Here is a 13,189-nt window from a genome sequence, read left to right as displayed (position 1 = left end):
CGGTCAGTGAGTAGGTACGTTCGAGGCACGCACCACCCTGACGGTATCAGTTCCCATCCTTCCCCGGTGTGTGCCTGCACGTACCCCCTCTTTCGGCGTCGACTCAGGTTTCAGCCAGCAACGTCGACCGAACCTGCTCGATGGCGTCCGTCTCGGTGATCACCGCTACCTCGTCACCAGCGGCCAGCGCCGTCCCCGGGAGCGGAATCGTCAGCGACTCCGTCTCCCGTCCGTGGGCGTAGATGCGCGAGCCTTCGGGTAACTCGAGTTCGCTGAGTCGCTTGCCGACCGCCGGTGACCCTTCGGCGATCTCGAGAACGGTCAGGTGCAGGTTCTGGGCCAAGTCCGCGACGACGTTGAAGTCGCCACCGAGGAGCGCGGTCTTCGCGCCGGCGGCACCGAGTCGCTCGGGGTAGATGATCTCGTCGACGTCCGCGGCGTACTTCTCGTAGATGTCCTCCCGGTAGTCCTCGTCGATCCGCAAGACGGTCCGACAGCCGTAGTGTTTGCCGACCATACACGCCGCGAAGTTGACGTTCAGGTCGGGCGTCATCGCGCCGATTGCGTCCGCCGTCTCGATGCCCGCCTCGAGCAGCGCATCCTCGTCGGCACCGTCCCCCTGCACGCCGTCGAACCCCTCACCGTCGGCGCGCTCGAGGCGTTTCTGGTCGTTGTCCAGGATGACGACGTCGTGGCCCTCCTCCGCGAGAATGCGGGCCGTTCGCGCGCCAACGCGACCGTACCCGACGATGATGAACTTCATGCGAGAGAGGTACGCGGGCAGGGGTGAAATATGTTGGTCCGTGACACGGACCACGTCCGGTCGGGCGAGTGTATCGGTCCAGCGATAGAACCGACCCTCGAATTCAAATTCGATGACAGGTAGGGGCCAGGATGGCCTTTGAGCCGGCTCGAGTATGCAAGTATGCGTATAGGTGGTCACATCGAGACGGGAAGGTTTAAGCGACCCCCCTCACCTATGCTCGAACGTCCAACATGGGGGCAACCGACACGCTCGCGGAGTACTTCGACTTCCGGGCACACGACACGGACCTGCGGACCGAATCGATCGCGGGGCTCACGACGTTCCTCGCGATGTCGTACATCATCCTCGTCAACCCGTTCATTCTGGCGCAGGCGATCGACATCCCCGGCTATGGCTTCACCGCCACCGTACAGATGATCGCCATTGGGACGATCATCGCCTCGGCGGTCGCCATCTTCGTGATGGCGTTCTACGCGAACCGGCCGTTCGGCCTCGCGCCCGGGATGGGACTGAACGTCTTCTTCGCGTACACGGTCGTCATCGGGATGGGAATTCACTGGACGACTGCGCTCGCGGCCGTGTTCGTCGAGGGAATACTCTTCATCGCGATCACGGCGATCGGCGCTCGCGAGTACGTCATCCGACTGTTTCCCGAACCGGTGAAGTTCGCCGTCGGTGCCGGGATCGGGATCTTCCTGCTCTTCATCGGCTTGCTCGAGATGTCGATCGTCGTCCCCGACCCCGACACGGCGGTCACGCTCGGCGGGCTCGCGACGAATCCCGCCGCCTTACTCGGCCTGTTCGGCCTGCTGATCACGTTCGTCCTCTGGGCACGCGGCATCACGGGTTCGATCATCGTCGGGATTCTCGGAACGACCGTACTCGGCTGGCTGACGTATTTCTCGGGTCTCGCTGGTAACGAAGTCCTGCCGGGAGCGCTCGTCGCCGAGGACGGAGGACTCTCGTTCGCCGTCGTCACGTCTCCGCAGTACGACATCTCACCTCTGCTCTTTGCGTTCGTCGACGGATTGCGTGACGTCGATCCGCTCACGTTCACGCTGGTCGTCTTCACGTTCTTCTTCGTCGACTTCTTCGACACCGCCGGGACACTCATCGGCGTCTCTCAGTTCGGCGGCTTCCTCGACGAAGACGGCAACCTACCCGATATCGACAAGCCGCTGATGGCCGACGCTGTCGGCACCACCGTCGGGGCGATGGTGGGCACCTCGACGGTAACGACGTACATCGAGTCCTCGACCGGCGTCGAGGAGGGCGGACGCACGGGCATGACCGCGCTCGTCGTCGGGCTCCTCTTCCTCGCTGCGCTAGTTCTCATTCCGCTCATCGCCATGATTCCCGCCTACGCCTCCTTCATCGCCCTGGTGGTCGTCGGCATCATCATGCTCGAGGGCGTCCTGGACGTCGAGTGGCAGGACCCTGCCTGGGCGGTTTCGGCCGGTCTAACGATCACGATCATGCCGCTGACGTACTCCATCGCGAACGGCCTCGCTGCCGGGATCATCGTGTACCCGATCATCAAGGCCGCCACCGGCGAACTCGAGGACGTGCGTCTCGGCCAGTGGCTGATGGCGCTGGCGCTCGTGGGCTACTTCTACGTCTACACGAGTGGAATGCTCGGCTGATCGTTCGCGAACGGCAGAACGTCGGCAGACTGCCGCAACCACGTCTTTCTTCTCGCTCGAGCCCCGTTTTTCAGACATGACAGACATTACCTTCTACGAACTGCCCGGCTGTCCGTTCTGTGCGAAAGTCCGAACCAAACTCGAGGACCTCGACCTGGAGTACGACACCGTCCAGGTTCCGGCTGCTCGCAACGAGCGCACCGAGGTCGAGGCCGTCAGCGGGCAGACCGGCGTCCCGATCATCGTCGACGAGGCTCACGGCGTCGAGGGAATGGCCGAGAGTAGCGACATCGTCGCGTATCTCGAAGAAACCTACGGCGCCGAGGCGTAGGCCGACGACTCGACGACGACAGTCGGCATCGCTCATCTCGTGACGAAAAACCGATCCGGAAGCGAACGGAGAAGCATCACCACGTCACCACGTCATGCATGTCAAATTATTTTTATTCATATATATGGTGAGGCGGTACGAAATGCCGCTACTTCGATGTCCGAATCCTCTCTCTATACGCGAGTGTTCGAGGAACTCACCGAGGGCGTCGCGATAATCGATCCCCGGACCGAACGATTCGAGGACGTCAATCGAGCGTACGCCGACGTGCTCGGGTACGAACCGTCCGAACTCGAGGGTGCGTCCTTCGTCGAGGTGATCAGTGACGGTGGTCCCTCGGACGGGGATACCCTGTCGATGATCCTCGAGACACCCCGAACGGACGAATCTCACCAGTTCGAGTACGTCCTGGAAACCGACGAGGGGACCGAGCGCCGCGTCGAACTGACGCTCACGCTACTCGACGTCGACGGCGGTCGCCGGTGGATGTCGACCATCCGCGAACGTGGGTCCGAAGGAACGCAATCCCGAACGCTCGACACGACTGTTCAGCGGCTCAACATCGCTCTGGCCGGAACGAACACGGGCGTCTGGGAGTGGAATATGGAAACCGACGAGGTGACCTGGACCGAATCGATGGAACGACTGTTCGGACTCGAGCCCGGCACGTTCGAAGGAACCTTCGAGGCGTTCGCCGAGCGCGTCCACCCCGACGACCGCCCTGCTGTCAAGTCGGCTATCGAGACGGCCATCGAGCAGGACGACGTGTTCCAGCTCGAATACCGAATCCTCCGTGACGACGGCGAGCAGCGCTGGGGATACGCACGGGCCGAAACGTACGGATTCGAGGACGGCAACGGTCGAATGGTGGGAATCGTCACCGACATCACGAAGCGCAAGGAACAGGAGCGACGACTCCACCGACGGGACCTGCAGTACAGGAAACTCGTCAACCGTCTTCCGGAGGCCTACTATACGTTCGATAGCGACTGGACACTGACGTACTGCAACGAGGTGCTGGCCGAACGACTCGAAACGACCGTCGACGAACTGATTGGAACGTCTATCTGGGAGACGTTACCCGGCACGCGAGGATCGATCCTCGAGGAGACCTTCCAGGAAGCGAAGGAGCGTCAGGAGGTAACGTCCTGTGAATTCTACGTCGAAGACTACGAGTACTGGATCGAGGCGCAGGCGTATCCTTACGAGGACGGGGTCGCGGTCATCTCGGCCGACATCACCGACCAGAAGGAGAGATTTGGGATGGTGCTGGACTCCATGCCACTCATTTTCTACCGGATCGATAGCGAGGGAGTTTTCCAGGAATCTCGCGGCAAAGGACTGACGATGCTGGGTCTCGAGCCCGGCGCCGTCGCCGGCGAATCCGTGTTCGACGTGTACGCGGCCAACCCGGAAATCACCGAGGCGGTCGAACGGACGCTCGAAGGCGAAGAGGTGTCTCTCACGTTCGAAGTCGAAAACCACTACTTCCAGAGCCAGTTCAGACCGATCGTCGAGAACGGCGACGTAACCGAACTCATCGGCGTCTCGATGGACATCACCGAATTGGAACGCCAGCGCGAGCAAATGGAGTTCTTCAACTCGATCCTCCGTCACGACGTGTTGAACGGAATGACCATCATCAAGACGCGTGGTGAACTCCTGGCCGAGCAACTCGAGGGTGAGCACGGGCAATATGCGCGGACGATCGTCGACTGGTGTGACGCCACGACGGCGGTCACGAAGCGCGTCCAGCGCGTCATCGAGACGCTCACGACGCCGGACGAGGAGAGCCAGGTCGTACCGGTCGATGCGGCCGCGATGCTTCGTCGGAAGCTAGATGAACTGCAAAACGCGCACCCCGAGATCGTCTTCGTCGGCGATTTCGACTCGGACGTGTCCGTTCGTGCCGACGAGTTGCTGTCCGACGTCCTCGGCAACCTCCTGGCGAACAGCATCGAACACAACGACACGGACGACCTCCGGGTCGAGGTGACGGTCGAAACCGACGGCGACGGCGTCACGATACGGATCGACGATAACGGGGTTGGAATCGACGACGAGCGCAAAGAAAGCGTGTTCCGTCGCGGTACGACCTCCCACGTCAAAGAGACGGGGTCAGGCTTCGGGCTGTTCTTCGTCGACGTCATGGTCGACAAGTACGGCGGCGAGGTCAGGGTGACGGACAGCGACTCCGGCGGCGCCTGCTTCGTTCTCGAACTCCCGAAAGCGAACGGAGGGGGAAAAACGTGATACGTTCGCTCTCCGTACCGAGGGCAAGGAAATGACGGACGCAGACGCTCCGGTCGTCCTCATCGTCGAAGACGAACCGGACGTGGCCGAGAGTTACGAACTCTGGCTCGCGGGTCGGTACGAAATCAGGCGCGCACACGACGGCGAGGACGCGCTCGATGTCGTCGACGACACGGTGGACGTGGTTCTCCTGGACCGGATGATGCCGAAGCTATCCGGCGAACAGGTCCTGCGCGAGATCCGCGAACGCGGAATCGATTGTCGCGTCGCGATGGTGACGGCAGTCGAACCCGACTTCGACGTCGTCGAGATGGGGTTCGACGCGTACATCACCAAACCGCCGGAGCGAGCAGACCTGATCGGAACGATCGACCAATTGCTCGAGCGGGCGACCCTCGATGGAGCGTTACAGGAGTATCACTCGCTGCTGGCCCGGAAAGGCGCCCTCGAGTCCGAAAAACCGCTCGCCGAGCTAGAAGCGAGCGACGAGTACCGGAACCTTCTCGACCGCATCGACGCGAAACAGGCCGAGATAGACGGAGGGCTCGGGGACATGAGCTCCGATATCGACTTCGTCAGTGCGATCCGTGAACTGGCCGACGACGCTGAAGGCGGCGACCAGGACGGTTCAGATGCAGTCAACCGGATCACCGACGGCGAAGAGGAACGATGACCGACGGGTACGACATCGCAGGAGTACTCCCCGACGGGTTGCTCGAGGAGGTCGCGCCGGGGACGAACGTCGCGGTCATCGGGCCGTCGATGAGCGGGAAACGCGAGCTAGCGCTTCGTCTGCTCGCGACCGGTTACGAAGCGGGTGACGGCATTCTGTGCATTACAACAGGTAACGCAGAACGACTGTTCAGCAACCTCGATCGACACGTCGCGTCGCTGGATCGAAAGCAGGTCGGCGTCATCAACTGCGGTGGGGGTACCACCCGACCGACGATCGAGGAGATGACGGAGTCAGTCTCCTCACCAGCCGACCTGACCGGGATCAGCATCGGGACGGCCAAACTATTCAACCGATTTCACGAACGAGGCGTTTCGGACATCAGGTACGGCCTCATCTCCGTTTCGTCCATCCTCCAGCACCTCGATAGCAACACCGTGTTCAAGTTCCTGTACGTCTTTGCCAACCGAGTAAACGACACGAACGGCCTCGGGATCTACACGCTCAACGACGACACACACGACACACAGATCATCAACACGGTCCGGGGCCAGTTCGACGGGGTCATCGAACTACAGGAAACAGGTGCCGGCAACTGGGAGTGTCGCGTTCGCGGGTTCGGCCGAAAATCGACCGCCTGGACAGCGTTCGAGTAGCGTCGTCGGCAGAAATACAGGGGCTACAAACCCGAGTTCGGATTTAGATTCGGATTCAGGCCGCTTCTTCTCGCTTCGCCCGCTCACGAATCACCTTCCTGAGTTCCGCGGCGTCGTCCAGGCCTTCGAGTTCCTCACGCTCGACTAACGCCGTCCCGTCGACGTTCTCTTGCTTCGCACGGTCGACGACGTAGACCGACTGAGTGTGGGTAACCTGGCCGATGGAACTCATGATCCGGGCGCGTTTCTCCGCCGCCTTGGTAAACTGAGAGTGGCCGGTGAGGACGACGTCCTCGTCGTCGGCCTCGTCCTGGCTGACGGCCTTGAACGGCGAGCGCAGCGTCGGGTGGACCCGGTAGCCCGCCCGCGTGAGGACCGCGACGACCTCCTCGTCGTCGGGGTCGGCGTCTGGCTCTTCGGGCGTCGCGTCGCGCTCGCGAACGTCCTCCGTGCCCTCCAGGACGTCGACCGGGCTGGTCAGGGGCGCGTCGAAGAGATCCTCGAGCGCCATCGCGACCTCGATGGAGGCGTTCATGCCGTCCTCGTACTTCGAGACCGTCCGGCGGGAGACGCCGAGTTCGTTCGCCAGCTGGCCCAGGCTCCACTCGCGAGATTCGCGCTCGTCGGCCAGCAAGTCGCCGTCGATGTTGACGTAGAGACCGCCTGGGGCGGCGTAGATCAGCGGCGGGACGCCCTCTACGAACAGGCTGTAGGCCGTGTCGGGGCTGAATACCGGGACGCCGTGGCGGAAGTAGACCACGTCGGGTTTGAGGTCCTCGTCGCGACTGCGCAGGCCGATGACCAGCGGCGTCGCCTCGAGGTAGGTGCCGAGTCGGCGCATCTCGTGGCCGGTTGCCTGGTTAAAGGCATCGACGTTGCCGAGGATCTTCACGAGGATCAGGTCCTCGCCGCGGCGGGCCGCGATGTCGAAGCTCTTCGGGCGAATTGCACACCGGTCGCTCACCGTAAAGCCCGCGTCCTCGAGCATCGCGGTGACGTTGCCGACCAGTGCGGATCGGGACATAGGGAAAGGTAAGTCACTCCTGGTATATGAGCGTTTCCCCGATGGCGCCGTGCTGTCCGGTCTTTTTGGGTTTCGGCCGGATCGTCGCCACTCCTCGAGATTCGAGTACCCGGTTTTATAACAGACGAACTGACACGATCGATCGGGATCGGCCTGGTGGACTCGTAGAACCGCGAGGCGAAACCGGTTAACGACTCGCGGTCCAACGAGCACCGATGACCGTCGTCGGCCTCGACGATACGGACTCCCGCGAGCGCGGAATGTGTACGACCTACGTCGCGACCGAAGTGGCGAGCCGCCTGGCTGAACAGACGGACGCGACCGTCGAGCGCCTGCTCCTGGTCCGCCTCAACCCTGCCGTCGAACACAAGACTCGCGGGAACGCCGCCCTCGCGATCCACCTCGGCCACGACCAGGAGTGCGATCCAGAGACGGCCTTCGAGGTCGCCCGGGCGACGCTCGAGGATCTCGCGGAGACCGCGGACGATCGAACGAATCCAGGACTGGTCGTCGCCGGCCACGCTCCCGACGAGGTTCCCGACGGCGTGAGCGCGTTCACGCTGTCGGCGATCCGCGACCACCTGTCGATTGCCGAGGCCACGACGCTGGCCGATGACCACGGCTATCGCCGATGGGGGGCGGGCAACGGCCGCGGACAGATCGGCGCGCTGGCGGCGGTCGGCGCCTGGGTCGCCCTCGAGGAGCGGGACTGGACCCACGAGTATATCTCGTATCGGGAACCGGAACGGTGGGGAACGCCGCGAACGGTCGACGAGGAGAGCGTCTTCGCGGCCGCCGAGGAAGGGTATCCGACCGTATGGGACACCGTCGACCGGGCCGAGGGCGAGACGGTCTGCGTACCGCACACGCCGGGGCCGATCCTGCACGGGATCCGCGGCGACGACCCGGAAGCCGTCCGGACCGTCTCCAGATCCATCGGGAGCGAACCGGTCGCCCGAACCCAGCGGTTCGTGACCAACCAGGGAACCGATGTCCACCTCAAGGACGGGTCGACCCTCGAGTCGCTCGCGGCAGTCCGAGACGGGCGGGCCTACCGCCTCGAAGGCCGGGTCGCCGGCGAGCCCGAAACGCGACAGGGTGGGCACGTCTTCTTCAAGCTAGTCGACCCAGCCAACGGCGATATTTCGCCCGCCTCGAGCGTAGAGGCGACCGAGACGCTCACCTGCGCCGCCTTCGAGCCCACCAAACGCTTTCGCGACCGGGTTCGCGCCCTGCGGGTCGGCGACCGGCTCACCGTCTGTGGCGAGGTTGCCCGTGGTACTCTGAAGCTCGAGAAGTTCGCGGTTCGTGACCTCGTCGAAACCGAGCGCGTGACGCCGACCTGCGAGTCCTGTGGCCGACGGATGAAGAGCGCCGGTCGGGGCCAGGGATACCGGTGTCGCGACTGCGGGACGGCGGCGGAGACGAAGGTCGACCGACCCCTCGAGCGCGACCTCGATGTCGGGTGGTACGAGGTGCCTCCGTGTGCGCGACGCCACGTCGCGAAACCGCTGGTCAGAGGGGGGTTCGACGGGCCGACGCACCCGGAGCGGTGATCGCGACCGTAATCGTGGCCGTCACCGTGGTCGTGATCGTAATCGTAGTCGTAATCGTGACCGCAGTCAGGGAGTCAGGGGAGACTGACGCCCTGGCGTACCAGGAACTGACTCGCTTCCTTGATCTCGACCGGGCTGCCGATGATCCGGCAGTACCGATCGCCTTCGGGGAAAATCGTTATCGTAAACTCCTCGTCGAGTTGTGCCTCGAGGCCAGCGAGGGCTTCCTGCGGGAGGACAATTTGCGTGCTGTCGCGCAAACTCGACGGATCTGGCATTCGTTCGGCTAAACGATGCGTTGCCGGTCGTTTATGTGTGTCGAAGTGTCCGTCGCACCGAATCGAAAATCGGTGGCCCAGGCGTCCCGGTTCGCGTCTCCGCAGTCTCGACCGCAACGCGACGCCTGCACGAGGTCGAAAGGGTTTTTCGCCACGCGCGGGTGAGGCTAGATAGAATGGGGCTCGAGGAGGACATCCAGGCAATCGAGGACGAAATCGCCAACACGCCCTACAACAAGTCGACCGAGGCACACATCGGTCGGCTGAAATCGAAGCTCGCCGAGAAGAAAGAGAAGCTCCAGAACCAGTCTTCGGCGGGCGGCGGCACGGGCTACTCCGTCGAGAAGACCGGCGACGCGACGGTCGGCCTCGTCGGGTTTCCGAGCGTCGGCAAGTCCTCACTGTTGAACTCGCTAACCAACGCCGAGAGCGAGACCGGCGAGTACGAGTTCACCACCCTCGATGTCAATCCCGGAATGTGCAAACACCGCGGTGCGAACATCCAGCTCCTCGACGTGCCCGGTCTGATCGAAGGCGCGGCGACCGGGAAAGGCGACGGCAAGCAAGTGCTCTCGGTCGTCCGAAACGCCGACCTCATCCTCTTCGTCCTCTCGGTGTTCGAAATCGAGCAGTACGAGCGCCTCCAGGAGGAGCTGTACAACATCAACATCCGGGTCGACAAGAAACCGCCCCGGGTGACCGTCCGGCCGAAGATCAAAGACGGCATCAAGATCACCTCCAGCGCCGACCAGGACCTGGACGAGGCCACGATCAAGGAGGTCCTGCGCGACCAGGGCTACGTCAACGCCGACCTCAACCTCGGAGAGAAAGTCGACATCGACCGCCTGATCGACGGCCTGATGGAAAACCGGGAGTACATCCCGTCGATCACCTGCGTCAACAAGGTCGACCTGATCACCCCGGAGTACAAGGAGACCGTCGACGAGCAACTCCGCGAGCGCGGCCTCGACCCCGGTGAGGTCACGTTCATCAGCGCCGAAGAAGAGAGGGGACTCGACGCGCTCAAGGATCGCATGTGGAACAACCTCGACCTGATCCGGGTCTACATGGACAAACCAGGACGAGGGGTCGACTACGAGGAACCGCTCGTCATCCCGGCAGGGTCGACCATCGAGGATGCCGTCGACAAACTCGGCGGCGAGTTCGAGGAGCGATTCCGGTTCGCGCGGGTGTCGGGTCCCAGCGCGACCCACGACAAACAGCAGGTGGGCGACCAGCACGTCCTGGAGGACGAGGACGTGTTGAAGCTGATTTTGCGCCGGTAGCGGCGTTGTCTGATCGGTAGGGTTTTCGGACCAGGGATCGGCGACGAGAACGCCGTCGCTCGTCAGTCGACGATCGATCGGCGAAGCAAGAGGCGACTCAGATCACTCGAACCAGCAGTTTCTGGTAGCCGATGCCGTAGAGACCGGCGTACAGCAGGACGAATCCGAGCACTCCCGCCCAGACGGCCACGGACAGTTCACCGGCGCCGAGATTCTGGACGCTCAGCAGCTCCGCGGCGGCCCCGGCCACCGTCAAGGCGGCCGCGATCAGTGAGTAAAGTAGCAGCGTCGCCATTTCGAGGACGACATCCGTATTCAGTGCAGCCATTACCGGCCATCAGTATCTCGAGCGACCTAACCCTTTCTGTTGGCGCCGAAACTACCATTTCGGATCTCGACTGCGACCTGGGAGCCCACGACGAGGTCCTGGTCCGGACAGATGAGCTTCGCGCCGAAGTCGGCGTCGCGCGCACAGAAGAACGAGAGTCCGGTAATCGGCGTGCCGTCGACGGTTACCGTGAGGCGATCCCAGTCGACGGTTCGACCGCCGTCGTCGAGTGTGCCGAGTCGGATTCCACCGAGTCGAACATCGGACTTGGCAGCGGAGCCGAGGACGCCTCCACCCTCGTAGTGGGGCATCCCACCGTCCAGGACGCCGCCGTCGTCCGCCGCGATGCCGACGAACGCCGCTCCAGGAGACGGATGCGCCGGGGCGTCGAGCACGGCGTACGTCTCGCCGACGTCGACCACCGTTCCGGCGCCGTCCCACGCGAGCGGCCGAACCTCCAGGTCGAGCGCCAGCGGGAGCGATCCCGACGCCCGGTCGAGGTTCTGGTCTGGTCGGCGAAAGCCGACGTGGAGGTGGTTGTCGACCCAGGGGGCGAAGAAGCCGGCCCGGACGAGCCGACCCAGCGACTCGCCCGCCTCGACCGTCTCGCCCGCCTCGACGGACGGGTCGACGTGGAGGATTCTGGCGATCAATCCAGCGAACGGCTCGTCGCACTCGAGGAGGATCAGATGGTCGTGATCGGCCGCGTACGGTTTCGAAGGCGCTCGGACGGTTCGCGTCTCGAGGACGGTCCCCGAGACGGGGCTCGGCGCCGCGGTCGTCCGGCCGTCCTGGAGCGTCCCGGGATAGAGGTCGATCGCACAGCCCCGGTTGTGGGCGGGGTACGGCGAATTGTACAGCGAGAAGCGAGCGTAGCGCTCGAGCACCGACGGGCCCAGCGCGACCGGTCCCGGCGTGTCCATCGACCGCAAATCGGAGTCGCGGGAATTTAGATAGTTCGACTCCACGCTCCGGGTATGCCAGCGACTCCGCCGGTTTGCGTCCTCCGGGGCCGGAAGCCGACCATCGACGCCGACCGTGCGGCGAGCGAACGGCTCCTGGAGATCGCCGCCGCGGGACGACCGGCGGTTCGCGTCTGGACGCCCCACAAACAGGTCGCGTTCGGCCGCCGCGACGCCCGCCGCGAGGGGTACGAACGGGCCCGCGAGGCCGCCGACGAACGCGGGTTCCCACCGGTCGAGCGCAACGTCGGCGGTCGAGCGGTCGCCTACGACGGCGTTCAGGTGATGGCGTTCGCCCGCGCCGAACCCGTCGCGGACTTTCGGCGAGGGACCGACGAGCGCTACGAACGGCTCACGGCCGATGTCGAATCGGCCCTCGCAGCCCTCGGCGTCGAACCGATTCGCGGCGAGCCCGACGACTCCTTCTGTCCGGGGGCCCACTCCCTCTCGCTCGAGGCGGGCGGGACGCGTCGCAAGGTCGTCGGCATCGCCCAGCGAGTGACGAGCGACGCCGCCCTCGTCTCGGGCATTCTGCTCGTCGAGGCAAGCAACGAAATCCGAGACGTCCTCGAGGCCGTCTACGACGCGCTCGAGGTGGCGTTCGATCCGAAATCAGTGGGTGGTGTCACAGACGGCTCGGCCGTCTCTCCCGAACGGGTGCGGCGCGTCCTCGAGTCGGCACTCGTCGGCGAGCGGGAACGCATTCTCGAGGAACTCGACGCCTAGAGGAACGCCGATACCGTTAGCGCGACGGCAAGCCCGAACGCTGGCACGTCGAGTCGTGTGAGCGCGAGTTCCGGGAGCGTCGGGTTCCAGGCGAAACACCGCGCCTGCATTGCGATCGCCAGTCGGTCGGCCCGGAGGAACGCTCGCTCGAGGGCCGTCACCCCGAGGTGGGTTACCCGCTCGAGCAAGCCCCGTTCGGTCCCCAGTCGAGCCGCAGAGGCGTCCCGGATTGACCGCAGATCGGCCCGGAGCACGGGGAGAAACCGAAAGACGAGCGCGACGCCCATTCCCAGCACCTGGCCGGGTTTCCCCGGAATCGTTCGCTGGATAGCCGCCCGAGAGGCGCGAACCGGCGTCGAGCGCACGTAGGCGGCGCTGACGAGGACGATCAACAGGACGCGGTAGCTCGCAAGCATCGGCTCGATCGCGTCGCCAGGCTCGAGCCAGGGCGGGCCGAGAGAGAGCGCAGCGACGACCGGGGCCGCGAGCAGAAACGGCAGCGCGAACCGGTAGGCGACGAGCGCACGAAGCGGCGAAACGTCCGCAGACCACAGGAACCCCACCGCGAGGACGGTGAGTGCCGCGAGCAGTCGCGGCGAGAGGTGAGCCAGCGCCGCGACGGAGAACCCGATCTGGACGGCGAGTTTCGACCGCGGATCGAGGCGGTGGGCGAGCGTGTCGTCGGGTTCGTAACCGAGCATCGATCG

The 13,189-nt window shown here is 64.1% G+C and carries 14 protein-coding genes; 8 read left to right on the top strand and 6 right to left on the bottom strand.

From position 1 onward, the window contains the following. Nucleotides 1–103 precede the first annotated feature (103 nt). On the bottom strand, nt 104–763 hold the full coding sequence (locus NGM15_RS16705; RefSeq protein WP_253433472.1) for a potassium channel family protein: 660 nt from the start codon (nt 761–763) through the stop codon (nt 104–106). A 233-nt stretch (nt 764–996) separates the two neighbouring features. On the opposite strand from NGM15_RS16705, the gene NGM15_RS16700 reads away from it, so the two are divergent. The 5 genes from NGM15_RS16700 to NGM15_RS16680 all read left to right on the top strand — a co-directional run bounded on the left by NGM15_RS16700 (nt 997) and on the right by NGM15_RS16680 (nt 6,322). Then, nucleotides 997–2,409, top strand: coding sequence for an NCS2 family permease (locus tag NGM15_RS16700; protein ID WP_253433469.1), 1,413 nt, complete (start codon nt 997–999; stop codon nt 2,407–2,409). Nucleotides 2,410–2,485: 76 nt separating this feature from the next. Further along, nucleotides 2,486–2,740, top strand: a complete 255-nt coding sequence (locus NGM15_RS16695; protein ID WP_253433466.1) for a glutathione S-transferase N-terminal domain-containing protein — start codon at nt 2,486–2,488, stop codon at nt 2,738–2,740. A 156-nt stretch (nt 2,741–2,896) separates the two neighbouring features. Then, nucleotides 2,897–4,993 (top strand): PAS domain-containing protein, encoded by a 2,097-nt coding sequence (locus tag NGM15_RS16690; protein WP_253433463.1) that lies wholly within the window; start codon nt 2,897–2,899, stop codon nt 4,991–4,993. 31 nt (nt 4,994–5,024) lie between these two features. Next, a complete protein-coding gene (locus NGM15_RS16685; protein ID WP_253433460.1) occupies nt 5,025–5,666 on the top strand; it encodes a response regulator in 642 nt (213 codons plus the stop codon). Further along, nucleotides 5,663–6,322, top strand: a complete 660-nt coding sequence (locus NGM15_RS16680) for a DUF7504 family protein (RefSeq protein ID WP_253433458.1) — start codon at nt 5,663–5,665, stop codon at nt 6,320–6,322. The genes NGM15_RS16685 and NGM15_RS16680 overlap by 4 nt, the downstream gene beginning before the upstream one ends. A 55-nt stretch (nt 6,323–6,377) precedes the next feature. Here the strand turns inward: NGM15_RS16680 and NGM15_RS16675 are convergent, their stop codons facing one another. After that, nucleotides 6,378–7,346: a transcriptional regulator gene (locus tag NGM15_RS16675; RefSeq protein WP_253433454.1), complete on the bottom strand. Its 969-nt coding sequence runs from the start codon at nt 7,344–7,346 to the stop codon at nt 6,378–6,380. 215 nt (nt 7,347–7,561) lie between these two features. Between NGM15_RS16675 and NGM15_RS16670 the strand changes: the two genes are divergently transcribed. After that, nucleotides 7,562–8,902 carry a tRNA(Ile)(2)-agmatinylcytidine synthase gene (locus NGM15_RS16670; protein WP_253433451.1) on the top strand — a complete coding sequence of 447 codons (1,341 nt, stop codon included), beginning with the start codon at nt 7,562–7,564 and terminating at the stop codon, nt 8,900–8,902. A 74-nt stretch (nt 8,903–8,976) separates the two neighbouring features. On the opposite strand, the gene NGM15_RS16665 is transcribed toward NGM15_RS16670, so the two are convergent. Then, nucleotides 8,977–9,180 carry a VNG_1110C family protein gene (locus NGM15_RS16665; RefSeq protein WP_253433448.1) on the bottom strand — a complete coding sequence of 68 codons (204 nt, stop codon included), beginning with the start codon at nt 9,178–9,180 and terminating at the stop codon, nt 8,977–8,979. 176 nt (nt 9,181–9,356) lie between these two features. On the opposite strand from NGM15_RS16665, the gene NGM15_RS16660 reads away from it, so the two are divergent. Beyond that, nucleotides 9,357–10,466 carry an OBG GTPase family GTP-binding protein gene (locus NGM15_RS16660; protein ID WP_253433445.1) on the top strand — a complete coding sequence of 370 codons (1,110 nt, stop codon included), beginning with the start codon at nt 9,357–9,359 and terminating at the stop codon, nt 10,464–10,466. 97 nt (nt 10,467–10,563) lie between these two features. Here the strand turns inward: NGM15_RS16660 and NGM15_RS16655 are convergent, their stop codons facing one another. Next, on the bottom strand, nt 10,564–10,794 hold the full coding sequence (locus tag NGM15_RS16655) for a DUF8151 family protein (RefSeq protein WP_253433443.1): 231 nt from the start codon (nt 10,792–10,794) through the stop codon (nt 10,564–10,566). A gap of 26 nt (nt 10,795–10,820) precedes the next feature. Beyond that, a complete protein-coding gene (locus NGM15_RS16650; RefSeq protein ID WP_253433441.1) occupies nt 10,821–11,717 on the bottom strand; it encodes a DUF8155 domain-containing protein in 897 nt (298 codons plus the stop codon). A gap of 54 nt (nt 11,718–11,771) precedes the next feature. On the opposite strand from NGM15_RS16650, the gene NGM15_RS16645 reads away from it, so the two are divergent. Further along, nucleotides 11,772–12,482: a lipoate--protein ligase family protein gene (locus NGM15_RS16645; RefSeq protein ID WP_253433438.1), complete on the top strand. Its 711-nt coding sequence runs from the start codon at nt 11,772–11,774 to the stop codon at nt 12,480–12,482. On the opposite strand, the gene NGM15_RS16640 is transcribed toward NGM15_RS16645, so the two are convergent. Further along, on the bottom strand, nt 12,479–13,183 hold the full coding sequence (locus tag NGM15_RS16640; protein WP_253433435.1) for an energy-coupling factor transporter transmembrane component T family protein: 705 nt from the start codon (nt 13,181–13,183) through the stop codon (nt 12,479–12,481). The genes NGM15_RS16645 and NGM15_RS16640 overlap by 4 nt on opposite strands. Nucleotides 13,184–13,189: the final 6 nt, after the last annotated feature.

Source organism: Natronosalvus halobius, assembly GCF_024138145.1.
In the GTDB taxonomy this organism is placed as follows: domain Archaea; phylum Halobacteriota; class Halobacteria; order Halobacteriales; family Natrialbaceae; genus Natronosalvus; species Natronosalvus halobius.
This window is presented reverse-complemented; position numbering and strand designations above follow the sequence as displayed.

Coding starts and splice junctions, on each gene's coding strand:
- NGM15_RS16705 (WP_253433472.1), bottom strand. CDS start 763: ATGAAGTTCATCATCGTCGGGTACGGTCGCGTTGGCGCGCGAACGGCC.
- NGM15_RS16700 (WP_253433469.1), top strand. CDS start 997: ATGGGGGCAACCGACACGCTCGCGGAGTACTTCGACTTCCGGGCACAC.
- NGM15_RS16695 (WP_253433466.1), top strand. CDS start 2,486: ATGACAGACATTACCTTCTACGAACTGCCCGGCTGTCCGTTCTGTGCG.
- NGM15_RS16690 (WP_253433463.1), top strand. CDS start 2,897: ATGTCCGAATCCTCTCTCTATACGCGAGTGTTCGAGGAACTCACCGAG.
- NGM15_RS16685 (WP_253433460.1), top strand. CDS start 5,025: ATGACGGACGCAGACGCTCCGGTCGTCCTCATCGTCGAAGACGAACCG.
- NGM15_RS16680 (WP_253433458.1), top strand. CDS start 5,663: ATGACCGACGGGTACGACATCGCAGGAGTACTCCCCGACGGGTTGCTC.
- NGM15_RS16675 (WP_253433454.1), bottom strand. CDS start 7,346: ATGTCCCGATCCGCACTGGTCGGCAACGTCACCGCGATGCTCGAGGAC.
- NGM15_RS16670 (WP_253433451.1), top strand. CDS start 7,562: ATGACCGTCGTCGGCCTCGACGATACGGACTCCCGCGAGCGCGGAATG.
- NGM15_RS16665 (WP_253433448.1), bottom strand. CDS start 9,180: ATGCCAGATCCGTCGAGTTTGCGCGACAGCACGCAAATTGTCCTCCCG.
- NGM15_RS16660 (WP_253433445.1), top strand. CDS start 9,357: ATGGGGCTCGAGGAGGACATCCAGGCAATCGAGGACGAAATCGCCAAC.
- NGM15_RS16655 (WP_253433443.1), bottom strand. CDS start 10,794: ATGGCTGCACTGAATACGGATGTCGTCCTCGAAATGGCGACGCTGCTA.
- NGM15_RS16650 (WP_253433441.1), bottom strand. CDS start 11,717: ATGGACACGCCGGGACCGGTCGCGCTGGGCCCGTCGGTGCTCGAGCGC.
- NGM15_RS16645 (WP_253433438.1), top strand. CDS start 11,772: ATGCCAGCGACTCCGCCGGTTTGCGTCCTCCGGGGCCGGAAGCCGACC.
- NGM15_RS16640 (WP_253433435.1), bottom strand. CDS start 13,183: ATGCTCGGTTACGAACCCGACGACACGCTCGCCCACCGCCTCGATCCG.